Below are 23,851 nucleotides of genomic sequence, written 5' to 3'. Positions count from 1 at the left end.
AGGCCGGGCGCTGCGGCCCGGCCTTCTCTCGTCATGGGTCTTGCGATCACTCCGCAGGGTTGGCCTGCGCCCCTTGCGGTGCCGGTGGCGGGGTCGGATCGGCCCCGTAGAGATCGCCCGGCAATTCGGATGGCATCGCGTGATCGGCCTCCTCGTCGCTCTGGTAGCGCTGGTTGTGGCGATAGAGCATCAAGGGGTCCCATCGCAGCGCTTTCAGCAAGCCGATGAGGATGAAGAAGCACACGATCGCGAAGGGGAAGCCCGCCACGACCGCCGCCGCCTGCAGCGCGTTCAGCCCGCCTGCGAGCAGCAGCACCGAGGCCACCGCGCCTTCCGTGACCGCCCAGAAGATCCGCTGCACCTTCGGCGGATCGGCATCGCCGCCCGCGGTCAGCATGTCGATCACGAAGGAGCCCGAATCCGAGGAGGTCACGAACCACATCACGATCAGGATCACCGTGAAGCCCGACATCACCTTCGCCGCCGGGAAATGGTCGAGCAGCGCGAACATCGCGTCGCCATAGGCGTTCTTCGTCGCGTCCACGATGGTGCTGTCACCGCCGAGCGAGATGTCGAGCGCGGTGCCGCCGAAGGCACAGAACCAGAAGAACATGATCGTCGTCGGCAGCAGCATCACGCCCACCACGAATTCGCGGATCGTGCGCCCTTTCGAGATACGCGCGATGAAGACGCCGACGAAGGGCGACCAGGAAATCCACCACGCCCAGTAGAAGATGGTCCAGCTATTCTGCCACGAGCCGTCCTTCTGCCACGCCTCGGTCCAGGAGCCCCAGCTGACGAGTTCCGCGATGTAATCGCCATAGCTTTGGACGAAGAGGTCGAAGATGAAGATGGTCGGGCCGACGATGACCATGAAGGCGAGGAACACGATCGACAGGCCGATATTGAGGTTCGACAGCCGCTTGATCCCGCCATCGAGGCCCGCCACGACCGACAGGGTCGCGGCCGCCGTGATGCAGGCGATGATGATGATCTGCACGAAGGGGGATTGGTCGATACCGAAGACGGTGCCGAGGCCCGAATTGATCTGCATCGCACCAAGGCCCAGCGAGGTCACGATCCCGAACATGGTGCCGAACACCGCGAGAATATCGACCGCAGAGCCCCACGGCCCGTAGATTTTCTCGCCCAGAAGCGGATAGAGCGCCGAGCGGATCGTCAGCGGCAGGCCCTTGCGGAAGTGGAAATAGGCCAGCGCCAGCGCCACGACCGCATAGATCGCCCAGGCCTGGAAGCCCCAGTGCATGAAGGCGATGGTCATCGCTTGCCGGGCGGAGGCTTGGGTTTCCGCCTCGCCGACGGGCGGGGCGAAGAAGTGATACAGGGGCTCGGCCACGCCCCAGTAGATCAGACCGATCCCGATCCCGGCCGAGAACAGCATCGCCGTCCATGAAAAAAGCCCGTAAGCGGGCTTGTCGGTCATGCGACCCAGTCGGATATCGCCATAAGGTCCGAAGGCGAGAAAGACGGTTGCGGCAAGGAATAGGTTCACCTCGACGATCAGCGCCCAACCGAGGTTGGTCGCGAGCCAGTCCTGCAAGCCGGTGAAGAGCGCCTTGGCCTGATCGCTGAACATGGCGCCGAAGATGATGAACCCGATGATGAGGACCGCAGAGACGAGGAACACCGTCTTGTGGACCTTGGGGAATATGAACAGCCGTTCTTGCGGCATCTTATCGTGCATTGGTCTCCCTTTCTGTTGGTGCGCCGGATCGCGTCGGTTGACGAGACTGGGCGCCCAATCCCCGCACGTCTCGGCAGGGTTCCCTCGGATCGATCAATGTTTCATGCGTGCGCCGGGTTCCGCCGATTTATGAAAAAGCAAATCGCACCCGACGGAATGGATGGGCTTGGCAGCGAGGCGGTTTTCGCTCAATCTGCCGCTCAGGGCTGAAGGCGATGGCGTCGCCGGCGCAGCTTGCGCCCGCCCTGTCTCACCCATCCTGCACGCCGGGATCTTGCTTTGTCGCAGCGCGCGACGGGGGAAGATCATCCCTCGGCGCGCTGTGGCCTCTGATAAGGAAGAGTGCCGATGGACCGTCCTGCTTTTTACCGATTTCACCAAGGCGAGCGCATCCTGCCCTTCGCCGCCACCGAATACGACGCACGGCTCGCGGGTCTGCGCGCGGCGATGACCGAGGCGGGCATTGACGCCTGCCTGTTCACCTCGATGCACAACATCGCCTATTACTCGGGCTTTCTGTATTGCGCCTTCGGGCGGCCCTATGCGCTGGTCGTGACACCGACCGACAGCGTGACAATCTCGGCGGGGATCGATGCCGCGCAGCCGTGGCGGCGCTGCCATGGCGACAACATCACCTATACCGACTGGGCGCGGAACAATTACTGGCGCGCGATCGCTTCGGTGACGGGCAAGCGCCGCGTGCTGGGCGTCGAATCCGATCACCTGACGCTTGCGCAGGCGGCGCTCCTGCAGGATTTCCTCGAGCCCTCGCAGACGCATGACATCGCCCCCGCCACGATGCGGCAACGGATGCACAAATCCCCCGCCGAGATCGCGCTGATCCGGCAAGGCGCGGCCGTCGCGGATGTGGGCGGCTATGCGATCCGCGAGGCGATCCGCGAGGGCGTGCGCGAGATCGACGTTGCGATGGCGGGCCGCGACGCGATGGAGCTGGAGATCGCCAAGCGCTTTCCCGAGGCCGAGTATCGCGACACCTGGGTCTGGTTCCAGTCGGGCATCAACACCGACGGCGCGCATAACCCGGTGACGGGACGCGTCCTGCAGCGCGGCGATATCCTGTCGCTCAACACCTTCCCGATGATCTCGGGCTATTACACGGCGTTGGAGCGGACGCTCTTCGTGGGCGAGGTCGACGACGCCTCGCGCGCGATCTGGGAGGCGAATGTCGCCGCCCATGAATACGGAATGAGCTTGCTTAAGCCCGGCGCGAGCTGCGCCGACGTGACCGAGAAGATCAACGCCTTCTTCGCCGAGCGCGACCTGCTGCAATACCGCACCTTCGGCTATGGCCACAGCTTCGGGGTGCTGTCGCATTACTACGGGCGCGAAGCGGGGCTGGAGCTGCGCGAGGATATCGACACGGTGCTGGAGCCCGGCATGGTGATCTCGATGGAGCCGATGCTGACGATCCCCGAGGGCCAGCCCGGAGCGGGCGGCTATCGCGAGCACGACATCCTCGTGATCACCGAGGACGGCGGCGAGGACATCACCGGCTATCCCTACGGGCCCGCGTTCAACGTGGTAGGATGACGTGACCCGGACACGCGGGCGGCGCGCCTGCCCGCGTGGACATGGTCGAAAGGAGATCACGCGCGGCCAGCGCAAAGCGGGTATTATTGGCGAATGCTGGGGGATTGTGGCGGAGCGGAAGGGATTCGAACCCTCGAGACGGTTCCCCGCCTACACACTTTCCAGGCGTGCGCCTTCGACCACTCGGCCACCGCTCCGCCGGCGGGTTTATCCGCAAATCCGGGCGGGATGCAAGACCCGATCCGGAATAATGCGCAGGTCATGAAAAAGCCCTGAAATCACGCGGGTTCGGCGCTTGCGCGCCTGCGCGGCGGCTCCTAGCATAAGAAAAACAGGTTACGCCCCCGTCAGGGTCAGGCACAGGAAGATGATGAAGATGAAGGACACTCCCGATGAGGGCCACCCTGCCCTGATCGATGGACGCGCGTTCGAGCCGCGTGCGCTCACCAATGTGCTTCTGGGCATCATCGCCTTCGCGCTGGCGCTGTTCCTGATGGTGCAGGCGAAATTCATCCTGATCTCTCTGGCCATCGCGATCATCCTGTTTTCGCTGACCTCCGAGGCGATCAACGCGGTCGGGCGGCTGCGGATCGGGCCGGTCTCGATTCCGCCGCGTCTGGCGTCGCTGGTGGCGCTGGCGCTGATCGCGGGCGGGCTGTTGACGCTGAGCGCGGTGCTGATCTCTCAGGTGAACACGGTCGTGACGATGGTGCTGAACTATGCGGGCCCCGCGCAGCAGGCGATCGCGCAGCTCTTCGGCTGGATGGGCCCCGAGGTCGAACAATCGGTTCTGGAATCGATGCAGAGCATTCAGGTGGCGGGCTATCTGACGACCTTGGCGGGTCAGGCCTCGAACCTGCTGTCGGCCACGATCCTGATCATTCTCTTCGTGGGCTTCCTCTTTGCCGAGCGGATCTGGTTCGACGCCAAGCTCAACTCGCTGATGGGTGATTCCGAGAGCGCCGAGCGGATCGCGCGAATGGTCGGCACGATCATGCGCCGGGTGAACCACTACCTTCTCGTGAAAGCCATCGTCAGCGCGGTCACCGCCGTCGCGGTCTATGGCGTCTTCACCGTGGGCGGGTTCGATCTGGCGCTACCCGTCGCGATCATCACCTTCGCGCTGAACTTCATCCCTTCGATCGGCTCGATCATCGCAACCGTCATCGCGACGCTCGCGGTCTATGTGCTGACGCAGAACCCCTACACCGCAGGCACGGTGCTGGTCGCGGTCGGCATCCTGCAATTCGTGATCGGCAACGTGATCGACCCGATGCTGATGGGCCATGCGCTGCGGCTGTCGAGCTTCGGGATCATCATCTCGCTCGCCTTCTGGGGGGCGGTCTGGGGGCTGCCGGGGATGTTCCTCGCCGTGCCGATCATGGTGGCGCTGATGATCATTTGCGCCCAAAGCCCGCGCCTGAGGCCCTTGGCGGTGCTGCTATCGCGCGAAGGCCTGCCCGATATGGACCATTGAGGGCTGCGGGTCATCCGCGGGGATTGGATTGACCGGCACATGGCTTAGATAGGGAGGCAAGGAGACCCCATGACCATTCCCTTCGACAACAGCTATGCCCGCCTGCCCGACAGCTTCTTCGAGCGTCAGCCGCCCCAACCGGTCAAAGCGCCCGAGCTGGTGATCCTGAACCGCGACCTTGCCGCGCGTTTGGGCCTCGATGCCGATTGGCTGGAAAGCCCCGAGGGGCTCGCGATGCTGGCGGGCAATACGATGCCCGACGGTGCCGAGCCGATCGCGCAGGCCTATGCGGGCCACCAGTTTGGCGGCTTCGTGCCGCGTCTGGGCGACGGGCGCGCGGTGCTGCTGGGCGAGATCGTGGCGCCGGACGGCGCGCGGTTCGATCTGCAATTGAAAGGCGCGGGCCGCACGCCGTTTTCGCGCGGACGCTCTGACGGGCGGGCGTGGATCGGCCCGGTGCTGCGCGAATATGTGCTCAGCGAAGCGATGGCGAAGCTGGGCGTGCCGACGACGCGCGCGCTGGCGGCGGTGCGCACGGGCGAGACGGTGGTGCGCGACGCCTCGGGGCGTCCCGGTGCGATCCTGACCCGCGTCGCGCGCAGCCATATCCGCGTCGGCACCTTCCAGTATTTTGCGGCGCGCAATGACCGCGATGGATTAAGGACGCTCCTCAACACATTGATAGAGCGCCACTATCCCGATTGCGAAACGCCGCTAGAGGTGCTGCGCGCGGTCGCAGCGAAGCAAGGCGAGCTGGTCGCGAAATGGATGGCAATCGGCTTCATCCATGGCGTGATGAACACCGACAACATGGCGCTTTCGGGCGAGACGATCGATTATGGCCCCTGTGCTTTCATGGACCATTACCATCCGGGGCGCGTGTTCTCTTCCATCGACCAGCAAGGGCGTTATGCCTATGCGCGCCAGCCGCAAGTAGCGGTCTGGAACCTCGCGCAATTCGCGACCTGTCTGATGCCGCTGATCGGCGAGGACGATGCCGCCATTGAGCAGGCGAGCGCCGCGGTCGACAGCTTCATCGGCGTCTATCAGCGCGAATGGCTGCGGCTGATGGGTCGCAAGATCGGCATCGCGGAGGCGACCGAAGACGATCTGCCCCTGATCGAAGACCTGCTGAACCGCATGTCGACCGAGAAAGCCGATTTCACGCGCGTCTTCAGTGCGTTGCGGCGCGATCCTAAGGCGGCGGGAAAGGAATTCACAGAGCCGATGGCCTTCGATCTCTGGCGCGAGGGCTGGGAGAAGCGGATCGCCAGCGAGGACGATCCGCGCTCCGTCATGGCCGCCGCGAACCCGCTCCGCATCCCGCGCAATCACCGGATCGAAGAGATGATCGCGGCGGCGGTCGATGGCGATGACGGCCCGCTCCATAGCCTCATGGCCGCGCTCGCGGATCCCTATGCTGAAGATCCGCGTTACGCCGAGTATGAAGCCGCGCCGAAATCCGATGAACGGGTGTATCGGACCTTCTGTGGCATATGAAGATCACCCTGTAAGGCACTCATAAAAATGACACTTCGGATCGCCTCCTACAATCTGCACAAATGCGTGGGGACCGACCGCAAGCATGATCCGGCGCGGGTCGTGAATGTCATCAATGCGCTGCATGCCGATGTGATCGCCTTGCAGGAGGTCGACAAGCGCATGGGCGAGCGACCGGCGGCGCTGCCGCAAAAGCTGATCGAGGAAGAAACCGACTTCATCCGCCACGACATGCCCCGCACCACCGCCGCCTCGTTGGGCTGGCATGGGCAGGTCGTGCTGGTGCGGCGCGGCTCGCGGGTGCTGGGGGTCGAACCGGTCACCCTGCCCGGTCTCGAGCCACGCGGCGCCATCGCGGTGAATATCGCGCCCGACAGCGGCGCGCCCTTCCTGCTGATCGCGGCGCATCTGGGGCTGCGGCGCACGGATCGGCGCGAACAATGGGCGCGGATCGCGGAGATCATGGCCGGGGTGAAACCGCACCCCGCTCTCGCCATCGGTGATTTCAACGAATGGCGCGCGCGGCACGGGTTCGAGGCGCTGACCGGGTTTCACATCCACGCGCCGGGCGCGACCTACCCCTCGCGCGCGCCGATCGGCCAGCTCGACCGGATCGTGACCTCGCCGGGGTTGCGGGTGGTGCGCAAGGGCGTACTGGATACGCCGCTGGCGCGGGTGGCCTCGGATCATCTGCCGATCTGGGCCGATATCGGCGGCATCGTCACCCGGGCGCATCCCAGTTCGTGACGCGCCTTGAAGGCCGATCACGCCCGCGCTAGGTGGGCCTTGACCATCCGGTCAGGAGCGCCCCATGATACCCGAACCCACCGACCACGACAACCTGCGCGGCTCTATGCTGATGATCCTCGCGATGGCGGGGTTCGCGCTTGAGGATATGTTCATCAAGATGCTCGCGGGCGACTGGCCGGTGGGGCAAATTCTCGCCGCCGTCGGGCTTGGCGGCGCGACGATCTTCGCGGTGCTCGCCAAGATGAAGGGCGAACGGATCTTCACCCGCTCGTTGCTGTCCTCGGCGCTCTGGCTGCGCAACGTTGGCGAGATCGTCGGCACCGGCTTCTTCGTCTCCGCCGTGGCTTTCACGCCGCTGGCCCAGGCGACTGCGATCCATCAGGCGACGCCGCTTGCGACCACGCTTGGCGCGGCGATCTTCCTCAAGGAGCGGGTCGGCTGGCGCAGGCTCTCCGCCATTCTGATCGGTTTTCTGGGCGTGCTGGTCGTGATCCGCCCCGGCACCGACGAATTCTCGATGCTCTCGCTTCTCGCGGTCGGCGCGGTCATCGGCCTGTCGATGCGCGATGTGACCACGCGACGCGTGCCGCGCGATGTGACCTCGCTGCAGGTGGCGACGCTGGGCTTCTTCTGCGTGCTGCCGCTGGGGTTGGTGCTGTTGGCGGTCCTACCCGAGCCGATCGTTGCGCCCGAGCCGATGGATTGGCTCTACCTTGCGGGCGCGCTCGCAATCGGGCCGGTGGGTTACTACGCGCTGATCGCCTCGGTGCGGCTGGGCGAGATCGCGGTCATCATGCCGTTTCGCTATTCACGTCTCGCCTTCGCGGTGGTAATTTCGACCGTCGTTTTCGCCGAGCCGCCGGATCGCTGGACACTGATCGGCGGGGCGGTGATCGTGGGCTCGGGCCTCTACGCGCTGTGGCGGCAGGCCAAACTGCGCCGGGAAGGCCGCCGTTAGCGGTAACATTTCTTCCAGAAATTGCCCTTACGGCCTTTTCGCAGGCGCAGCACGGGTGTATGCAGCTAGCCAAGCATCAACCGGAGCCCGAGGAGAGCGCCCCCATGAGCACCATCATCGACATCCACGCCCGCGAGATTCTCGACAGCCGTGGCAACCCCACCGTCGAAGTCGACGTGATCCTCGAAGACGGCACGATGGGCCGTGCGGCCGTGCCTTCGGGCGCCTCCACCGGCGCGCATGAAGCGGTCGAGCGCCGCGACGGCGACAAGGCCCGCTACATGGGCAAAGGCGTTCTGGAAGCCGTGATGGCCGTGAACGGCGAGATCGCGGAGAACCTGGTCGGCGAGGACGTCACCGAGCAGGTCGAGATCGACCGTGCGATGATCGAACTCGACGGCACCGAGAACAAGGGCCGCCTCGGCGCCAACGCGATCCTCGGCGTCTCGCTCGCCTGCGCGAAAGCCGCCGCCGATTTCTCGACCCTGCCGCTCTATCGCTATGTCGGCGGCACCTCGGCGCGTGTCCTGCCGGTGCCGATGATGAACATCATCAATGGCGGCGAGCATGCCGACAACCCGATCGACATCCAGGAATTCATGATCATGCCGGTCTCGGCGGGCAATATCCGCGACGCGGTGCGCATGGGCTCGGAAGTGTTCCACACGCTGAAGAAAGAGCTTTCGGCGGCGGGCATGACGACTGGTCTGGGCGATGAGGGCGGCTTCGCGCCGGAACTCAGCTCGACCACCGCCGCGCTCGACATCATCCTGAAATCGATCGAGAAAGCGGGCTACAAGCCGGGCGAGGACATCTACCTCGCGATGGATTGCGCCTCGACCGAATATTACAAGAACGGCAAATACGAGATGAAGGGCGAAGGCCTGTCGCTGACCTCGGAAGAGAATGTCGACTATCTCGAGAAGCTGCTGGGCGCCTATCCGATCATCTCGATCGAAGACGGCATGGCCGAGGACGACTGGGAAGGCTGGAAGCTCCTGACCGAGCGTCTGGGCGACAAGGTGCAGCTGGTGGGCGACGATCTCTTCGTGACCAACCCGACGCGTCTGGCCGATGGCATCAAGCAGGGCGTCGCGAACTCGATGCTCGTGAAGGTCAACCAGATCGGCACCCTCACCGAGACGCTGCAGGCCGTCGATATGGCGCATCGCGCGGGCTACACCAACGTGATGAGCCACCGTTCGGGCGAGACCGAGGACGCGACCATCGCCGATCTCGCGGTCGCCACGAACTGCGGTCAGATCAAGACCGGCTCGCTGGCCCGTTCGGACCGGCTCGCGAAATACAACCAGCTGATCCGTATCGAGGAATCGCTGGGCGAGACCGCGGAATATGCGGGGCGTTCGATCCTGCGCTAAGCGTACCTTGAATTGAGACACCCAAGCCCCCGGCGGAGCACGCGCTTCGCCGGGGGTTTTCGTTTCGCCTTCGGCGAGGATATTTGAGCCAAGCCGAAGGGGCGATTGCGCTGCGCCGCGATCCGCGTCACTGTCGGGCCATGATCAAGGCTCTGATTTTCGATGTGTTCGGCACCTGTGTCGATTGGCGCAACTCGGTCGCGCATGAGGTGGAGATCGCCTTTCCCGGGATCGATTCCCTTGCCTTCGCCGATGCGTGGCGCGCCGAATACGATCCTGCGATGCGGCGAATTCGGGACGGCGGACGCGGCTATGTGGCGCTCGACGACCTGCATCGCGAGAACCTGCACCGGGTGGCGAAACGCTTCGCGGTCTCGGCGCCCGATAGCCTGTCGCATGTCTGGGAGCGGCTCAGCCCGTGGCCCGATGTGGTCGGCGGTCTTCACGCGCTGAAGCGTCATGCGATCATCGCGCCCTGCTCCAACGGGTCCATCGCGCTGATGACGCGGCTTGCGCGCCATGCGCGGCTGCCGTGGGATTGCATCCTTGGCGCGGATATCGCGCGCGACTACAAGCCCAAGCCCGTGGTCTACCTGGCCTCCTGTGCCGCGCTGCGCCTGCCGCCCGAAGAGGTGATGATGGTGGCCGCGCATAATGACGATCTCGCAGCCGCCCGGCCCTTGGGGCTACGGACCGCTTTCGTTCCGCGCCCCACCGAATACGGGCCCGCTCAGGACAAGGACCTTGTGCCGAGCGAGGAATGGGACGCGATTGCGCCCGATTTCGAGACGCTGGCGAAGGAGCTTTTCGCATGAGTGAGGCCGACGCGATCATCGAAGCCCTCGGCCTCGCGCCCCATCCCGAGGGCGGGCATTACCGCCAGACCTGGGAGGCGGAGGCCGCAGACGGCGCGCGCCCTTCGGGTACGTGCATCTATTTCCTGCTCAAGGCGGGCGAGCGCAGCCATTGGCACCGGGTGGACGCGACCGAGATCTGGCATTTCCACGCAGGCGCCCCGGTGCAGCTCGACATTGCGCCGCAGGAGGCGGGGCCGGTGCTGGAACTACTGTTGGGCCCCGACGTGCTTGGCGGCGATCAACCGCAGGGGATCGTGCCCGCGGGCCAGTGGCAATCGGCGCGCTCGACCGGGGCGTGGAGCCTCGTCAGCTGCACCGTCTCGCCGGGCTTTCGCTTCGAGGGGTTCGAGCTGGCCCCGAGAAGCTTCGACATCCCCCGCTGATCACCAGAGCCCGATGCTCGCCCAGCGGGACAGTTGATCGAGCCAGCTGACCGGCGGCCACCAGAGCAGCGTCAGCACGATCACCGCACCCACCAGCCCGACCGCCAGCGCCAGTTCGCGCCGGTGGCACAGCGTCTGCGCCGCCGCCGACCACAGCAGGTTGCGGATCACCGGCCAGTGCAGCTTGATGTGCCAGACCCCGGCGAAGATGAAGAGCACCCCCATCGCGAAGTGCAAAAGCTCCCAATCGGCGCGGTTCAGCGCGAGGAGCGACCAGTCGATATCCCGCGCCACCCGGCCCGAGGGCGCGATGCTGACGACGAGGCCGGAGATGACCATGACGACGAAGCTGAGCCCCGCGAGAAAGACTGCGGCGGCCCGGTTCGAGAACGGGGCCTGCTTGCGCGCCTGCGGCGTGGGACAGGGATCGGTTGGAGTTTGAGACATAGAATTACCCTCTGCGTTGAGGCCAATCCTAGCGCCGTCCGCCGCGGCGCGGCATGATCGGCGTCAAGTGATGCGAAATTAGCCGGGCCGCGAGACCTTGCCGCCGCCGATCAGCGCCGAGACCCCGGTCGTGGAGGGCCCCGAGGTCGCCATGCCGCGCGCCACCCGCACCGCGAGATAGGCGAAGGCCTGTGCCTCGAGCATGTCGCCATCGAGCCCGATATCCTCGACGGGCTGCACCGGCACGTTCATGCGCCGCTGCAACGCCACCATCAGCGCGGTGTTGAGCCGCCCGCCGCCGCAGACATAGATCGCTTTCGGCGGCGTCGGGTAATGCTCGCCCGCGCGCGCGACCGAAGCAGCCGCACAGGCCGTCAACGTGGCCGCGGCATCCGCGTCGTCCAACTCCGCGACGCGGGTCAGGATGTCGTGGAAATCGTTCCGGTCGAGCGATTTGGGCGGCATTTTCAGGAAATAGGGATGCGTCAGGAAAGCCTCCACCACTGCCACGTCGACCGTGCCCGCCAACGCCAGCTCTCCGCCCGCATCGAACTCGGCCTTGCGCCGGAGCCGCATCAGGTCGTTGATCGGCGCGTTGGCGGGGCCGGTATCGAAAGCCAGAACCGCGCCGGGCACCTCTGCCGAAGGCTGGCGCGGATCGACCCAGGTGACATTACCGACGCCGCCGAGGTTCAGAAACACCGCTGGCGCGTCGAGCTTGGCGTATTTTGCGCAGGCGAAATGGAAGAACGGCGCGAGCGGCGCGCCCTGCCCGCCCATCTCCACATCGGTGGAGCGGAAATCCCAGACCACGGGGCGCGACAGCACCTCGGCCAGAACCGAGCCATCGCCTGCCTGATGGGTGCGGCGCGGACCCTGCATCCCGTAGGGATCATGGGCGAGCGTCTGGCCGTGAAAGCCCACGAGCTGCGCCTCTCCCAATCCGCTGAGCAGTTCCGCATGGGCGGTCTCGACCACCTCGCAGGCCTCTTCCACACCGGGCTCTCCGGGCCAATGCCCGAGAGCTGCATGGAGCGTCGCGCGCTCGGCCTCGGTATAGGGGCGATAGTCGCTGCGGCCGAAATCGAGAATGCGGGTTCCGTCGGTCAATACGAGCGCCGCGTCCACCCCGTCCAAGGACGTGCCCGACATGGCGCCAACTGCCCAGACCGGCCCGGATTTCAACATGGCTTCCCTCTCGTCGCCTGCCCCGATATACGCACGCTCAGACGAAAGGAACAAGCACGATGACCTACCATCCGAAATCAGACTTCATGCGCGTGATGATCGAGCGGGGCTTTCTGGCCGACTGCACGGATTATCAGGGGCTGGACGAGGCTTTGGCGAAGGGGGTCGTGCCGACTTATATCGGCTATGATGCGACGGCGAAGTCGTTGCATGTCGGCCACCTGCTGAACATCATGATGCTGCGCTGGCTGCAAAAGACCGGCCACAAGCCGATTACCCTGATGGGCGGCGGCACCACGAAGGTCGGCGACCCGTCGTTCCGCTCCGATGAGCGCCCACTGCTGACGCCCGAAGCGATCGACGAAAACATCGCCGGGATGAAGCAGGTCTTCGCGAAATACCTCGATTACGGCGACGGACCGACCGATGCGCTCATGCTGAACAACGCGGAATGGCTCGACGGGCTGAACTACCTCGAATTTCTACGCGATATCGGGCGGCATTTCTCGGTCAACCGGATGCTGTCCTTCGAGAGCGTGAAATCGCGGCTGGATCGCGAGCAATCGCTGTCCTTCCTCGAATTCAACTACATGATCCTGCAGGCCTATGACTTCCTCGAACTGAACCGCCGCTACGGCTGCCTGCTGCAGATGGGCGGCTCGGACCAGTGGGGCAATATCGTCAACGGGATCGACCTGACGCGCCGTGTGCTCGATCACGAGATCTACGGGCTGACCTCGCCGCTTCTGACCACCTCGGACGGCCGCAAGATGGGCAAGAGCCAGGGCGGCGCGATCTGGCTGAACTCGGACATGCTGAGCCCTTACGAGTTCTGGCAGTTCTGGCGCAACACGACCGACGCCGATGTGGGCCGTTTCCTGAAGCTTTACACCGAGCTTCCGGTCGAAGAATGCGAGCGCCTGGGTGCGCTGGAAGGCTCCGAGATCAACGCGGCGAAGGTGCGTCTGGCCAACGAGGTCACTGCGCTCTGCCACGGCTGGGACGCGGCGCATGCCGCCGAGGCGACCGCGCGCGAAGTCTTCGAGAAAGGTGGCGTGGGCGACGACCTGCCGACGCTCACGCTGACGGTCGAGGAACTCGGCGACGGGATCAGCCTCGCGCAGCTCGTGGTGCGCTCGGGCCTTGCGAAATCGGGTAAGGACGGCAAGCGGCTGATCGCGGAAGGCGCGCTCAAGGTCGACGACGAGACCTGCGCCGATCCGGGCCGCATGTTCACCGCCGCCGATCTGGAGACCCCGGTGAAGCTGAGCGCGGGCAAGAAGCGCCACGCGCTGGTCGAAGTCGAATAAACCTTTCGGGCGCGCCTCATGCGGGCGCGCCCAAGCCCCTTTCCCGATCCGGTCGGCTGTGGCACTCTTTGCCTATGAGCAAGGTCAGCAATCTCAATCAGTTTCGCAAACAGCAGGCCCGCGTGAAGAAACGCGAGCAAGGCTCTGTGAACGCTGAGAAATTCGGGCGCAGCAAGGCAGAGAAGACGCTGCAGGAAAGCCGCGCCACGAAAGAGCGGCGCGATCTCGACGGGCATCAGCGCGAGCACGACGAATGAGCCGACCGAAGAAACGCTCTCTGACGCTGGGCGGGCACCGCACCTCGGTCACGCTGGAGGACGAATTCTGGCGCGCCTTCCGCGATATCGCGACCGAAAAAAACCTTGGTCTCAACGAGTTGGCAGCCGAAATTGATGTGGATCGCGGCACCGAGACGGGGCTTGCCACGGCCATACGCCTCTACGTTCTGGCATATTACCGGGCGCGCGCGATCTCGTAAGGCAGCCCGCGGCGCACGGCGCTTTCCGCCGCCCATGCAAGCTCCTTGCGCGAGCGATAATCGGAGACGGAGAGCGGCGTGTGGAACACCACCTCGACCGCGCCTTGCCGCTTTTGGGCCAGCACTTTTATCAGATGCGGCCCGAAGCCCATATCGCCCCACCAGCCATAGAACCGCACGTCCTCGCCCGCGGGGGGCGTGTAGACGACGGTGACCGGCTGGATCTGCATCACGCGCTCCAGCCCGTGGCTGTAGAAGGCCTGAAACAGCGTCGGCTTGAAGGGTAGTACGCGGCGCGCATCGGTCGAGGTGCCTTCGGGGAAGAACAGCAGGTGATGGCCCGCGCGGATGCGATCCTCGAACAGGCCCTGCTGCGTCTTGGCCTCGCGCGGGTCGCGCTTGATGAAGACGGTGCCGGTGGCCCGTGCGAGCCAGCCGACGAAGGGCCATTTGGCGACCTCGGCCTTGGAGACGAAATAGACCCGCTGGCAGGCGTTGAGCGCGAAGATATCGAGCCATGACCCGTGATTGGCGACCACCGCGCCGATCTTGGTCATCGGACGCCCGGTGACGCGATAGGAGATCCCGAGGATCGGGAAGCTCATCCGGCAGACCGCCTGCGTGATCCACGGCGTCCAGGGGCGCACCAGCCCGTGAACCGGGCGCTCCACCAGACGCACCAGCAGCAGCACGATCAGCCCGATCAGCAGCATCAGCCCCCAGATCAGCCCCCGCAACACAGCCCGCGTCCAATCGAGCGCGCCAAGCGGTTTGGGATCGGGCTCGTCCTCGATCCAGCTCACGCGCGGCCCTCGAAACGACGGGTGTAGAAGCTGCGATGCTTGTCGCTCATCGCCTTGGTATCCATCAGCAAAAGGACATCGGTGGTGTTGAAGGGACGGTCGATGAAGGCACCCTCGCCCACGAAGCCACCAAGCCGCAGATAGGCCTTGATCAGATTGGGCATCTGAGCCAGCGCCGCGCGCCGGTCCAGCGCGTCCTCGGGCACGAGGTCCATCGGCTGATAGGCTTCGGGCCGTGCGCGCGGGCGCATATGTTCGGGCGCAAGATGGTGGTGATGCAACCACGAGAGCGGCGCTTTCAGCGTCTCGGCATCGGTGCCGTGGAAGGAGGCCACGCCGAAGAGAATCTCGATGTCATGGGCCAGCACGTAATCGGCCAGCGCGTTCCACAGAAGCAGCATCGCCGCCCCGCCGCGATAGTCCGGATCGACGCAGGAGCGGCCAAGTTCCAGGAGCTTGCGGCCGGTCCCGATCAGCGGCGCGAGGTCATATTCGCTGTCGCAATAGAACTGCCCCGCCCGCTCCAGCCGATCCGAGGGCAAGAGCCGGTAGGCCCCCACCACATGCTCGCCTTCCGCGCGTGCGGGATCGACCAGCAGCAGGTGATCGTAGACGGGATCGAGCCGGTCGCTTTCGAGACGATTTTCGTGATCGACCGTCTCACCGCCGCCGCCGAGCTCTTCGACGAAAACGCGGTAACGGAGCCGCTGCGACGCCACGAGATCGGCGGCATCACGGGCCAGCCTGATTTCGAATGCGGCGCTGTCGATCACGGGCGTCCTCCTGCCGATCTTCGATGGCCCGGTTTAGAAAGCCGCGCCCGGATTGGCAATATCGCGCGGTGCGCGCCGTGTCATCGGCGCATCACGGAGGGTTCAATCGCCACATCCCAAGGTTGAAGGTTTCCCACACGACCTCACGAAGCTGTTAACCATTCGTCAACTTTGTTCAGAGAAAACCAATTCCAGCGCGACCCGCCGCCCGTCCAGGACAAGCTTGCCTTGATGCTCGAAATTTACCGTCACTTTTTCGCCGATACGCGATTGAACCTGTCCGGTGCCCCAGTCGGGCTGGGCCGGGTTTCTGACCAGCATGCCGGGTTCGAGAATTTCATAGATCACATTTCACCTATTGGAGAGTTTAATGCCATTCGAGACCGCCAATGCCGGTACGGACGACGATGATTTGACCGCCCTTGTGGGCTCGCGCCTGTGTCATGACCTTATCAGCCCGATCGGGGCGATCGGCAATGGGGTCGAATTGCTCTCCATGACGCACGATACGCCCGGGCCCGAGGTCGAGTTGATCGCCCAAAGCGTGGCGGCGGCGAATGCGCGCGTCAAGTTTTTCCGGGTGGCCTTCGGGCGGGCCGGCGCGGAACAGCAGCTTGGCGAGGCGGAAGTCGCCGGAATGTTGGGCGAATTATCGGCGCAGAGCCGTCTGGACTACGAGTGGAAAGTACCGGGCGATGCGCCGCGCGCCGAGGTGAAGCTGGCGTTTCTCGCGATGCTCTGCCTGGAGACCGCGCTGCCCTTCGGCGGCACGCTACGCGCGCTGCCCTGCGGCGATGGTTGGATGATCACCGCGCGGTCCGAGAAAGCACGGCCTAACCGCGAGGTTTTCGCCGTGCTCGACGGGGCCCAGATGGAACTGACGCCCGCGCGGGTGCAATTCGCGATTCTACCGCGCGAGGCATCGCGGCAGGGCCGCAGGCTCGACTGGTCGGTCGACACCGACGGCGGCACGATCGCGTTCTGAGGTCTCAGGGATGTTCGGTGCGCCTTAGGGGCGCACCGTGCCATGCCCCGTCACCAGATATTTGAACGACGTCAGTTGCTCGGCGCCCACCGGGCCACGCGCATGCATCTTGCCGGTCGCAATCCCGATCTCTGCGCCCATCCCGAACTCGCCGCCATCAGCGAACTGGGTCGAGGCGTTACGCATCAGGATCGCGCTGTCGAGCCGCTCGAAGAAGCGGTCGGCGGCCGCGTCATTCTCGGTCAGGATCGATTCCGTGTGCTGGCTGCCATAGCGGCGGATATGCTCGATCGCGCCATCCACGCCATCCACGATCTTCGCCGCGCAGATCATATCGAGGAATTCGCGCCCGAAATCTTCCGCGCTCGCCTCGGTGACGCCCTCGATCGACAAGAGTTCGCCGGTGCCGCGCACCTCGACGCCCGCCTTCAGCAGATCTTCGATCAGCACGCCGCCATGGGTGTCCCAGAAGGCGCGGTCGATCAGCAGACATTCCATCGCGCCGCAAATCCCGGTGCGCCGGGTCTTGGCGTTCACCACCACGGCCCGCGCCTGCTCCAGATCGGCGGCGCCGTCGGCATAGATATGGCAGATGCCCTCGAGATGGGCGAAGACCGGCACGCGGGCTTCGGCCTGCACCAGCCCGACGAGCCCCTTGCCCCCGCGCGGCACGATTACGTCGATGAATTCGGTCGCGCGCAGCATCTCGGCCACGGCGGCGCGGTCACGGGTCGGCACCAGCTGGACCGCCGCTTCGGGCAGACCCGCGGCACGCAGACCTTCGAGCAGGCAGGCGTGAATGGCGCGGCTGGAATGGAAGCTCTCCGAACCGCCGCGCAGGATCACCGCATTGCCCGATTTCAGGCACAGCGCGCCCGCATCCGCGGTCACGTTGGGCCGCGATTCATAGATCACGCCGATCACGCCAAGCGGCGTACGCACGCGCTTGATATGCAGCCCCGAAGGCATGTCCCATTCCGCGATCGTGTCGCCCACCGGATCGCGCTGCGCCGCCACCGCCCGCAGCCCCTTGGCGATCGCCTCGATCCGCGCGTCGTCCAGCATCAGCCGGTCCATCATCGCGGGGCTCAGCCCCTTCTCGGCACCGTAGGCCATATCCTCGCCATTGGCGGTGATGATCTCGCCCTTGCGCGCGAGCACCGCATCGGCGGCCGCTTCCAGCGCCTTTTGCTTCACCTCGGCGCTGGCAAAGGCCAGCTCCGCGCTCGCCGCGCGCGCGGCCGCGCCCATCGTCTCGATCAGCCCCTTGGCGTCCATGTCGTCTTTCATTGCGCACCTCTCCCGGATTTCCCGGTCTGTCCCGTCTTCACCCATTGCGCCAGCTTCGCCGCCAGCACGATCCACGGCAGTCCGTGCATGACCAGATCGAACCAGTCGATCGGACGCACTAGCGTGCCCGCCACCAACATCTTCAGCTTTTCCCAGATATGTGGCTCTGGGGTGAATGGCGCGAGACCGAGCAGTGCAGCGAAAAGCACCGCTTGCAGCAGGGTGATGTGGTCGAAAACCTGTTTGATCCAGCGCATACGCTCCTCCCGAAACTTCGCCCGGATATAAGCGACAGATGCGCGTTTCACAAACGCAACTTTACCGTAAAGGAGGGGAAAGTGGCGCGGTTGACGGGGCTCGAACCCGCGACCCCCGGCGTGACAGGCCGGTACTCTAACCAACTGAGCTACAACCGCGCATCTGCGCTCGGGGCGATCCGGATGATGGCGCGGTTGACGGGGCTCGAACCCGCGACCCCCGGCGTGACAGGCCGGTACTCTAACCAACTGAGCTACAACCGCTCGCATCATCTGCCCGGATCGCCGTCCGAGCGTGGGGAGGGTATTACGCGGGCGACCTGCCCCCGTCAAGCGGCCTGAGAGCAAAAATCCGACGAATTTTCACCTGCCGTTCGGGCAAGCAATTCGCGGCTCCTCAGCGCGCGCCCGCGACCCTTATTTATCGCGCCCGCACGCGCCCCGATGAGATGCGCTTTCTGCTTCCTCTTGGCAGAAATATCCCGGGGGAAACCGAAGGTCGGGGGCAGAGCCCCCTCCCTACTCCGAACTCACCGCTCCGGCGCAGGAATGAACTCCGCATCGTCGGCGGGGGGCAGCTGGAAACGGCCATGCGCCCAGTCGCCCGCGCGCCATGCCTCTTTCGCGGCGTCGATCTTGTCGCGCGAGGAGGCCACGAAATTCCACCAGATGTAGCGCGGACCGCCCATGGTGGCACCGCCCAGCACGATGAGCCGCGCGCCCTGCCCGCCCGCCTTGAGCGACACCCGGTCGCCGGGGCGGAAGACCAGCATCCGGCCTTCCTCATAGGTCTCACCCGCCACGGTGACAGAGCCCTGAAGCACATAAACGCCGCGATCTTCGTGATTGTCGGGCAGCGGGAGCTGCGCGCCCGGATCGAGATTCGCATCGGCGTAGAACATCTCGGAGGGCAGCTCGATCGGCGCATGCGCGCCCCAGGCATCGCCCAGCACCAGCCGCACGGTCTTGCCCTCGGCCTGCAGTTCGGGGAGCACGTCTGCGCCCACATGTTTGAACGCCGCCTGCCCTTCTTCCTGATCTTCGGGCAGTGCGACCCAGGTCTGGATGCCCGCAAGATGCTGGCCGGTGTCGCGGACCTTGCCGTCGGTGCGCTCGGAATGGGTGATGCCGTAGCCCGCATTCATCCAGTTCACCGCGCCCGGCGTGATCCATTGATCGGTGCCCAGCGAATCGCGGTGATGCAAGCGGCCTTGCAGAAGGTAGGTCACGGTCGCGAGGCCGATATGCGGGTGCGGGCGGATGTCGATGCCACGTTGGCCCGAGAGGAATTCGACCGGGCCGATCTGGTCGAAGAAGATGAAGGGGCCGATCATCTGCCGCGCGGCGGACGGGAGCGCGCGGCGCACCTCGAATCCGCCAAGGTCACGCGCCCGCGGCGCGATGACGGTTTCAATGGCGTCGACGGCGTCGCCAATCGGGATTTCGGGGTCGAGGGCGGGGTTCCAGCTCATCGGAGCGCTCCTTTCCTGTGGTTGAGGGAAAGGTAGCATCGCGGCGCGCATATCATAGAGCCGTGTGCGAACAGAATCTGAGCGCGGCCGCGCAACGACATTCAAGCCGTTGATATCATTACACTTAAGGGGAATGGTGGGCGGTGAGGGGCTCGAACCCCCGACATCTTCGGTGTAAACGAAGCGCTCTACCAACTGAGCTAACCGCCCCCGGCCCTTCCTCTAGCCTCGCCTTGCGCGGGGATCAAGACCTCAGATGCCCTCGCGCATCCGCACCTTTCGGGTCGAGGAGAGTTTCATCCCCGGCGCAGTCAACCGCGCCTCCGGCCCGACCCAGGCATAGGCCAGCAGGCAGGGGTCGAGATCGGCGGTGGTGATGCGGTGTTCGTGATCGGGACGGTTCAGGATCAGCGAGCCCGGCGCATGCACGGCAGTATCATTCTCCGACCACGGGCCCGCGACCGAGATATAGCTCTCCTCGATCTCTTTATGGCTGTGCTGCGGATAGGTCGTGCGCGGCGCAAACAGAACGAATCCGAGCACCAGCCGATCCGAGGCCACCGGCCCGCGCGGACCCAGCACCTCGCAATAGGCATATTTGCGCGCCAGCGCCTTTGGCACTTTCTCGTAGCCATATTCCCATGTCAGCTGCCCCGTCACGCGCGACAGCGCCCGCGCCATGCCCGCGACCGCGCCGCGCTCGCCAAGATCGAGCGCACGCGACAGATGTGCTGTCACCGGTTTCGGCTGCGGCTGGCGCGGCGTCACCGGGGGATTGGTGTCGATGATCTGCGAAAGCGTGTCGCGCACCCGTTTGCGATGGCTGCGGATCAGGCGGCTGCCGCCAGCCGAGCCGTGCCGGTAGAGCGTGTCGAATTCGCGCAGCAGATACAGCCAGTCTGGACAATCGGAGACGCGCAGCCCCTCGTCGGGGGACGCATCGTTCATCGGCATCGTGTCGGTCATCGCATCCTCCGCATCTCGCGCCTCGGGCGCATCTCTGGCGTGCTGTCTGGCTCATAATCTGACGCCGCTGGGCGCAGAAAACCAACCGGAAAACGACAAAGGCGCGTCTATTCAAGACGCGCCTTCATAGGAAAATGGTGGGCGATGAGGGATTTGAACCCCCGACATCATCGATGTGAACGATGCGCTCTACCACTGAGCTAATCGCCCTCCGTGGCGGGCTTTTAGCGCCCCTCTTCTGGCTCCGCAAGAGGGTTTTCGTCGAAATCTCCACCCTGCTCCGCTCGGGAATTTTCGGCCGCATTCGCCTCTGCCGCGACCTCTTCGAGCATGCCCGAAGGGCGGCGCAGTTTGACCACGAGGATCTCGTCGCCGTTCTTCTCGAACTGGCGGTTGATCTTCAGCTTGCCGAGCGGCGGGATGCTCAGCTCCTCGCCTTCCGAGAGCGCCTCGCCCAGAACCTTGAGAACCGCTTCCGACATGGCTTTCGCCTCGCCGCGCTTCACCCCGGCCTCGACCATCACCCGATCCACGAAGCTCCTCTTGCGCACGAGCGCCTTCGCCTCGCTCGGCTCAGGCGCCGGATCAGGCGTGGCGGGCGTGAGCGTCGCGGCGGAGGCCGGAGGCGCCTCGGGCGTCACGACGGGCGGCTTGCGGGTCGATTTCGGTTTCTGGCTCTTGGCCATAGCGGCTCCTTTTTTGATCGCAATACGAAGAGGTTAAGGGCAAACCTGTTCAAATGCAAAAACGCCCGCCGCGATATGCGACGGGCGTTCTCGATTTCAATTCAAAGGCGATCAGTGCGCGGTTGCGCCCTGCCCGTCCGATTTGGCCGCAGCGGCGGCAGCGGCTGCTGCCTCTTCGGCCTCTTCGTCCCAATCGACCGGCTCAGGCTGGCGAACCAGCGCCCGGGCGAGGACTTCGCGAACGTGGGTCACCGGCACGATCTCCAGCCCCTCCTTCACGTTGTCCGGGATATCCGCGAGGTCTTTTTCATTCTCCTCGGGGATGAAGACGGTCGTGATTCCGCCGCGCAGCGCCGCGAGCAGTTTCTCTTTCAGGCCGCCGATCGGCATCGCGTTGCCGCGCAAGCTGACTTCGCCGGTCATGGCGATATCCTTGCGCACTGGAATACCGGTCAGCACCGACACGATGGAGGTCACCATCGCCAGACCCGCAGAGGGCCCGTCTTTCGGCGTCGCACCATCCGGGACGTGGACGTGGATGTCCCACTTCTCGAAGCGCGGCGGCTTGATGCCGAATTGCGGCGCAACCGAACGGACGTAGCTGGACGCTGCGTCGATCGATTCCTTCATCACGTCGCCCAGCTTACCGGTGGTCTTCATCCGACCCTTACCCGGCAGTCGCAGAGCTTCGATCTGCAGCAGGTCGCCGCCCACGGAGGTCCAGGCAAGGCCGGTCACGACGCCCACCTGATCTTCCTTCTCGGCCAGACCGTAGCGGAACTTCTTGACGCCCAGGTAATCGCCCACCTTCGCCTCGTCGACGGTGATGTGCTTGGTTGCACCCTTCGACTTGATGATCTCGGTCACCGCTTTCCGGGCGAGCTTCGCGATATCGCGTTCGAGATTCCGCACGCCCGCCTCGCGGGTGTAGTAGCGGATCACGTCGGTCAGCGCGCCATCGGTCAGTTCGAACTCGTTCTTCTTGAGCCCGTGACCCTTGATCTGCTTCGGGATCAGGTGCTGCTTGGCGATCTCGGCCTTCTCGTCCTCGGTGTAGCCGGCGAGCGGGATGATCTCCATCCGGTCCAGAAGCGGGCCCGGCATGTTGTAGGAGTTCGCCGTCGTCAGGAACATCACGTTCGAGAGGTCGTATTCCACTTCGAGATAGTGGTCCACGAAGGTCGCGTTCTGCTCGGGGTCGAGCACTTCAAGCATGGCCGAAGCCGGGTCGCCACGGAAGTCCTGACCCATCTTGTCGATCTCATCGAGCAGGATGAGCGGGTTCGTGGTCTTCGCCTTCTTCAGCGCCTGAATGATCTTGCCGGGCATCGAGCCGATATAGGTCCGACGGTGGCCGCGGATCTCAGATTCGTCGCGCACGCCGCCCAGCGAGATGCGGATGAATTCGCGCCCCGTTGCCTTGGCGACAGACCGGCCGAGCGAGGTCTTACCCACGCCGGGCGGACCCACGAGGCACATGATCGGGCCTTTGAGCTTGGCCGAGCGCGCCTGCACCGCGAGATATTCGACGATGCGCTCCTTGACCTTCTCGAGACCGTAGTGATCGGCGTCGAGCACGGCCTCGGCCTTGCTGAGGTCCTTCTTCACGCGGGATTTGGTGCCCCACGGGATCGACAGCATCCAGTCGAGATAGTTGCGCACGACGGTGGCTTCGGCCGACATCGGCGACATCGACTTGAGCTTCTTCAGCTCGGCCTCGGCCTTTTCCTTGGCCTCTTTCGAGAGCTTGGTGTTCTCGATGCGCTCTTCGAGCTCGAGGATCTCGTTCTGGCCGTCTTCGCCATCGCCGAGTTCCTTCTGAATGGCCTTCATCTGCTCATTCAGGTAGTACTCGCGCTGGGTCTTCTCCATCTGCGTTTTCACGCGGGATTTGATCTTCTTCTCCACCTGGAGAACCGAGACCTCACCCTGCATGAGACCGTAGACCCGCTCCAACCGTTCGGAGACGTCGAGCGTTTCCAGAAGCTCCTGCTTCTGGGCCACTTCCAGCCCCAGATGGCCCGAAACGAGATCGGCCAGCTTGTCCGCTTCGGTCGCGTCGGCCACGGCCGAGAGCGCCTCTTCGGGGATGTTCTTCTTGATCTTCGCGTAGCGCTCGAATTCCTCGGCGACCGAGCGCAGCAGCGCGCGGATGGTCTCCACGTCGCCCTCGGTCTCGATCAGCGGTTCGGCATTCGCTTCGAAATAGTCGTCATTCTCGACGAAATCGGTGATGCGCACGCGGCTCTTGCCCTCGACGAGCACCTTCACGGTGCCATCGGGCAGTTTCAGCAGTTGCAGCACGTTGGCGAGCACGCCAACGCGGAAAATCCCGTCCGTATCGGGGTCGTCTTGCGACGGATCGACCTGGCTTGCGAGCAAGATCTGACGGTCTTCCGCCATCACCTCTTCCAGTGCGCGCACGGATTTCTCGCGCCCGACGAAGAGCGGCACGATCATGTGGGGGAAAACCACGATGTCGCGCAGCGGCAGGACCGGATGGGTGACAGAGCTAAATTCGGTCATCGGCGTTCCTCTCTTGGCAGGAGGGTCCGGCCCCGTTTTCGGCGACCACGTCCCTCCCCTGTTCAACCCAATATCTAGGAGCCGTGAAGCATCCGTTCAACTAGGGCATG

24 protein-coding genes and 5 tRNA genes are annotated in these 23,851 nt (G+C 64.6%); 12 read left to right on the top strand and 17 right to left on the bottom strand.

The annotated features are described in order from the left end of the window. Positions 1-46: 46 nt before the first annotated feature. On the bottom strand, positions 47-1,705 hold the full coding sequence (locus tag AKL02_RS09325; RefSeq protein ID WP_083077869.1) for a BCCT family transporter: 1,659 nt from the start codon (positions 1,703-1,705) through the stop codon (positions 47-49). Positions 1,706-2,053: 348 nt separating this feature from the next. Between AKL02_RS09325 and AKL02_RS09320 the strand changes: the two genes are divergently transcribed. Further along, a complete protein-coding gene (locus AKL02_RS09320) occupies positions 2,054-3,256 on the top strand; it encodes a M24 family metallopeptidase (protein ID WP_083077868.1) in 1,203 nt (400 codons plus the stop codon). A gap of 107 nt (positions 3,257-3,363) precedes the next feature. Here AKL02_RS09320 and AKL02_RS09315 read toward each other — a convergent pair. Next, positions 3,364-3,453: transfer RNA gene (locus tag AKL02_RS09315), tRNA-Ser, on the bottom strand. A gap of 179 nt (positions 3,454-3,632) precedes the next feature. Between AKL02_RS09315 and AKL02_RS09310 the strand changes: the two genes are divergently transcribed. The 7 genes from AKL02_RS09310 (at position 3,633) to AKL02_RS09280 (ending at position 10,560) form a co-directional block, all read left to right on the top strand. After that, a complete protein-coding gene (locus AKL02_RS09310; RefSeq protein WP_078523178.1) occupies positions 3,633-4,733 on the top strand; it encodes an AI-2E family transporter in 1,101 nt (366 codons plus the stop codon). A gap of 69 nt (positions 4,734-4,802) precedes the next feature. Continuing rightward, a complete protein-coding gene (locus AKL02_RS09305) occupies positions 4,803-6,233 on the top strand; it encodes a protein adenylyltransferase SelO (RefSeq protein ID WP_083077867.1) in 1,431 nt (476 codons plus the stop codon). Positions 6,234-6,260: 27 nt separating this feature from the next. Beyond that, positions 6,261-6,980 (top strand): endonuclease/exonuclease/phosphatase family protein, encoded by a 720-nt coding sequence (locus AKL02_RS09300; RefSeq protein ID WP_083077866.1) that lies wholly within the window; start codon positions 6,261-6,263, stop codon positions 6,978-6,980. A 64-nt stretch (positions 6,981-7,044) separates the two neighbouring features. Beyond that, a complete protein-coding gene (locus AKL02_RS09295) occupies positions 7,045-7,941 on the top strand; it encodes a DMT family transporter (RefSeq protein ID WP_083077865.1) in 897 nt (298 codons plus the stop codon). Positions 7,942-8,045: 104 nt separating this feature from the next. Further along, positions 8,046-9,320, top strand: a complete 1,275-nt coding sequence (eno, locus tag AKL02_RS09290) for a phosphopyruvate hydratase (RefSeq protein ID WP_078541333.1) — start codon at positions 8,046-8,048, stop codon at positions 9,318-9,320. Between the two features lie 83 nt (positions 9,321-9,403). After that, positions 9,404-10,135: a haloacid dehalogenase type II gene (locus tag AKL02_RS09285; RefSeq protein ID WP_232621757.1), complete on the top strand. Its 732-nt coding sequence runs from the start codon at positions 9,404-9,406 to the stop codon at positions 10,133-10,135. Further along, positions 10,132-10,560: a cupin domain-containing protein gene (locus tag AKL02_RS09280; protein WP_083077864.1), complete on the top strand. Its 429-nt coding sequence runs from the start codon at positions 10,132-10,134 to the stop codon at positions 10,558-10,560. Before AKL02_RS09285 ends, AKL02_RS09280 begins: the two co-directional genes overlap by 4 nt. On the opposite strand, the gene AKL02_RS09275 is transcribed toward AKL02_RS09280, so the two are convergent. Then, on the bottom strand, positions 10,561-11,007 hold the full coding sequence (locus tag AKL02_RS09275) for a DUF4405 domain-containing protein (protein WP_083077863.1): 447 nt from the start codon (positions 11,005-11,007) through the stop codon (positions 10,561-10,563). It lies immediately after the preceding gene. A gap of 78 nt (positions 11,008-11,085) precedes the next feature. Then, a complete protein-coding gene (locus AKL02_RS09270) occupies positions 11,086-12,195 on the bottom strand; it encodes an anhydro-N-acetylmuramic acid kinase (RefSeq protein ID WP_083077862.1) in 1,110 nt (369 codons plus the stop codon). A gap of 59 nt (positions 12,196-12,254) precedes the next feature. Here AKL02_RS09270 and tyrS point away from each other — a divergent pair, with 59 nt between their 5' ends. The 3 genes from tyrS (at position 12,255) to AKL02_RS09255 (ending at position 13,983) form a co-directional block, all read left to right on the top strand. Continuing rightward, the gene (tyrS, locus tag AKL02_RS09265) at positions 12,255-13,505 is read left to right on the top strand and encodes a tyrosine--tRNA ligase (RefSeq protein ID WP_078523134.1); all 1,251 of its coding nucleotides are present in this window, start codon (positions 12,255-12,257) and stop codon (positions 13,503-13,505) included. Between the two features lie 74 nt (positions 13,506-13,579). Then, positions 13,580-13,762 (top strand): DUF4169 family protein, encoded by a 183-nt coding sequence (locus tag AKL02_RS09260; RefSeq protein WP_083077861.1) that lies wholly within the window; start codon positions 13,580-13,582, stop codon positions 13,760-13,762. Beyond that, positions 13,759-13,983 carry a ribbon-helix-helix domain-containing protein gene (locus AKL02_RS09255; protein WP_078523132.1) on the top strand — a complete coding sequence of 75 codons (225 nt, stop codon included), beginning with the start codon at positions 13,759-13,761 and terminating at the stop codon, positions 13,981-13,983. The genes AKL02_RS09260 and AKL02_RS09255 overlap by 4 nt, the downstream gene beginning before the upstream one ends. On the opposite strand, the gene AKL02_RS09250 is transcribed toward AKL02_RS09255, so the two are convergent. The 3 genes from AKL02_RS09250 to AKL02_RS09240 all read right to left on the bottom strand — a co-directional run bounded on the left by AKL02_RS09250 (position 13,959) and on the right by AKL02_RS09240 (position 15,904). Continuing rightward, entirely contained in the window at positions 13,959-14,786 is an 828-nt protein-coding gene (locus tag AKL02_RS09250; RefSeq protein ID WP_232621756.1) for a lyso-ornithine lipid O-acyltransferase, read from the bottom strand. The two genes, AKL02_RS09255 and AKL02_RS09250, sit on opposite strands and share 25 nt — an antisense overlap. Then, complete coding sequence (locus AKL02_RS09245; RefSeq protein ID WP_232621755.1) at positions 14,783-15,559, bottom strand: L-ornithine N(alpha)-acyltransferase; 777 nt, start codon at positions 15,557-15,559, stop codon at positions 14,783-14,785. The genes AKL02_RS09250 and AKL02_RS09245 overlap by 4 nt, the downstream gene beginning before the upstream one ends. A gap of 165 nt (positions 15,560-15,724) precedes the next feature. Further along, positions 15,725-15,904: a DUF3553 domain-containing protein gene (locus AKL02_RS09240; protein WP_093477165.1), complete on the bottom strand. Its 180-nt coding sequence runs from the start codon at positions 15,902-15,904 to the stop codon at positions 15,725-15,727. Positions 15,905-15,929: 25 nt separating this feature from the next. Here AKL02_RS09240 and AKL02_RS09235 point away from each other — a divergent pair, with 25 nt between their 5' ends. Beyond that, positions 15,930-16,544: a histidine phosphotransferase family protein gene (locus tag AKL02_RS09235; RefSeq protein WP_083077860.1), complete on the top strand. Its 615-nt coding sequence runs from the start codon at positions 15,930-15,932 to the stop codon at positions 16,542-16,544. Between the two features lie 24 nt (positions 16,545-16,568). On the opposite strand, the gene AKL02_RS09230 is transcribed toward AKL02_RS09235, so the two are convergent. From AKL02_RS09230 to lon, 10 genes are all read right to left on the bottom strand, one after another. Then, positions 16,569-17,834: a glutamate-5-semialdehyde dehydrogenase gene (locus tag AKL02_RS09230; protein WP_083077859.1), complete on the bottom strand. Its 1,266-nt coding sequence runs from the start codon at positions 17,832-17,834 to the stop codon at positions 16,569-16,571. Continuing rightward, positions 17,831-18,091, bottom strand: a complete 261-nt coding sequence (locus AKL02_RS09225) for an RND transporter (protein WP_083077858.1) — start codon at positions 18,089-18,091, stop codon at positions 17,831-17,833. Before AKL02_RS09225 ends, AKL02_RS09230 begins: the two co-directional genes overlap by 4 nt. 82 nt (positions 18,092-18,173) lie before the next feature. Further along, a tRNA-Asp gene (locus tag AKL02_RS09220) sits at positions 18,174-18,250 on the bottom strand. Positions 18,251-18,278: 28 nt separating this feature from the next. Next, a tRNA-Asp gene (locus AKL02_RS09215) sits at positions 18,279-18,355 on the bottom strand. 266 nt (positions 18,356-18,621) lie between these two features. Beyond that, positions 18,622-19,563 carry a pirin family protein gene (locus AKL02_RS09210; protein ID WP_165756975.1) on the bottom strand — a complete coding sequence of 314 codons (942 nt, stop codon included), beginning with the start codon at positions 19,561-19,563 and terminating at the stop codon, positions 18,622-18,624. Positions 19,564-19,697: 134 nt separating this feature from the next. After that, positions 19,698-19,773: transfer RNA gene (locus AKL02_RS09205), tRNA-Val, on the bottom strand. 42 nt (positions 19,774-19,815) lie between these two features. Further along, positions 19,816-20,529 carry a dimethylsulfonioproprionate lyase family protein gene (locus AKL02_RS09200; RefSeq protein WP_165756974.1) on the bottom strand — a complete coding sequence of 238 codons (714 nt, stop codon included), beginning with the start codon at positions 20,527-20,529 and terminating at the stop codon, positions 19,816-19,818. 135 nt (positions 20,530-20,664) lie between these two features. Further along, positions 20,665-20,739: transfer RNA gene (locus AKL02_RS09195), tRNA-Val, on the bottom strand. A gap of 14 nt (positions 20,740-20,753) precedes the next feature. Beyond that, a complete protein-coding gene (locus tag AKL02_RS09190) occupies positions 20,754-21,215 on the bottom strand; it encodes an HU family DNA-binding protein (RefSeq protein ID WP_083077856.1) in 462 nt (153 codons plus the stop codon). A gap of 111 nt (positions 21,216-21,326) precedes the next feature. After that, positions 21,327-23,741 (bottom strand): endopeptidase La, encoded by a 2,415-nt coding sequence (gene lon / locus AKL02_RS09185; protein ID WP_078523364.1) that lies wholly within the window; start codon positions 23,739-23,741, stop codon positions 21,327-21,329. Positions 23,742-23,851: the final 110 nt, after the last annotated feature.

This window comes from Thioclava electrotropha (assembly GCF_002085925.2).
In the GTDB taxonomy this organism is placed as follows: domain Bacteria; phylum Pseudomonadota; class Alphaproteobacteria; order Rhodobacterales; family Rhodobacteraceae; genus Thioclava; species Thioclava electrotropha.
Note: the sequence above shows the minus strand (reverse complement) of the source record. Positions and strands in the feature narration are given on the sequence as shown.

What these genes read in the sequence shown, in the direction of transcription:
- AKL02_RS09325 (WP_083077869.1), bottom strand. Translation starts at nt 1,705, where the DNA reads ATGCACGATAAGATGCCGCAAGAACGGCTGTTCATATTCCCCAAGGTC.
- AKL02_RS09320 (WP_083077868.1), top strand. Translation starts at nt 2,054, where the DNA reads ATGGACCGTCCTGCTTTTTACCGATTTCACCAAGGCGAGCGCATCCTG.
- AKL02_RS09310 (WP_078523178.1), top strand. Translation starts at nt 3,633, where the DNA reads ATGAAGGACACTCCCGATGAGGGCCACCCTGCCCTGATCGATGGACGC.
- AKL02_RS09305 (WP_083077867.1), top strand. Translation starts at nt 4,803, where the DNA reads ATGACCATTCCCTTCGACAACAGCTATGCCCGCCTGCCCGACAGCTTC.
- AKL02_RS09300 (WP_083077866.1), top strand. Translation starts at nt 6,261, where the DNA reads ATGACACTTCGGATCGCCTCCTACAATCTGCACAAATGCGTGGGGACC.
- AKL02_RS09295 (WP_083077865.1), top strand. Translation starts at nt 7,045, where the DNA reads ATGATACCCGAACCCACCGACCACGACAACCTGCGCGGCTCTATGCTG.
- eno (WP_078541333.1), top strand. Translation starts at nt 8,046, where the DNA reads ATGAGCACCATCATCGACATCCACGCCCGCGAGATTCTCGACAGCCGT.
- AKL02_RS09280 (WP_083077864.1), top strand. Translation starts at nt 10,132, where the DNA reads ATGAGTGAGGCCGACGCGATCATCGAAGCCCTCGGCCTCGCGCCCCAT.
- AKL02_RS09275 (WP_083077863.1), bottom strand. Translation starts at nt 11,007, where the DNA reads ATGTCTCAAACTCCAACCGATCCCTGTCCCACGCCGCAGGCGCGCAAG.
- AKL02_RS09270 (WP_083077862.1), bottom strand. Translation starts at nt 12,195, where the DNA reads ATGTTGAAATCCGGGCCGGTCTGGGCAGTTGGCGCCATGTCGGGCACG.
- tyrS (WP_078523134.1), top strand. Translation starts at nt 12,255, where the DNA reads ATGACCTACCATCCGAAATCAGACTTCATGCGCGTGATGATCGAGCGG.
- AKL02_RS09260 (WP_083077861.1), top strand. Translation starts at nt 13,580, where the DNA reads ATGAGCAAGGTCAGCAATCTCAATCAGTTTCGCAAACAGCAGGCCCGC.
- AKL02_RS09255 (WP_078523132.1), top strand. Translation starts at nt 13,759, where the DNA reads ATGAGCCGACCGAAGAAACGCTCTCTGACGCTGGGCGGGCACCGCACC.
- AKL02_RS09235 (WP_083077860.1), top strand. Translation starts at nt 15,930, where the DNA reads ATGCCATTCGAGACCGCCAATGCCGGTACGGACGACGATGATTTGACC.
- AKL02_RS09230 (WP_083077859.1), bottom strand. Translation starts at nt 17,834, where the DNA reads ATGAAAGACGACATGGACGCCAAGGGGCTGATCGAGACGATGGGCGCG.
- AKL02_RS09225 (WP_083077858.1), bottom strand. Translation starts at nt 18,091, where the DNA reads ATGCGCTGGATCAAACAGGTTTTCGACCACATCACCCTGCTGCAAGCG.
- AKL02_RS09210 (WP_165756975.1), bottom strand. Translation starts at nt 19,563, where the DNA reads ATGAGCTGGAACCCCGCCCTCGACCCCGAAATCCCGATTGGCGACGCC.
- AKL02_RS09200 (WP_165756974.1), bottom strand. Translation starts at nt 20,529, where the DNA reads ATGACCGACACGATGCCGATGAACGATGCGTCCCCCGACGAGGGGCTG.
- AKL02_RS09190 (WP_083077856.1), bottom strand. Translation starts at nt 21,215, where the DNA reads ATGGCCAAGAGCCAGAAACCGAAATCGACCCGCAAGCCGCCCGTCGTG.
- lon (WP_078523364.1), bottom strand. Translation starts at nt 23,741, where the DNA reads ATGACCGAATTTAGCTCTGTCACCCATCCGGTCCTGCCGCTGCGCGAC.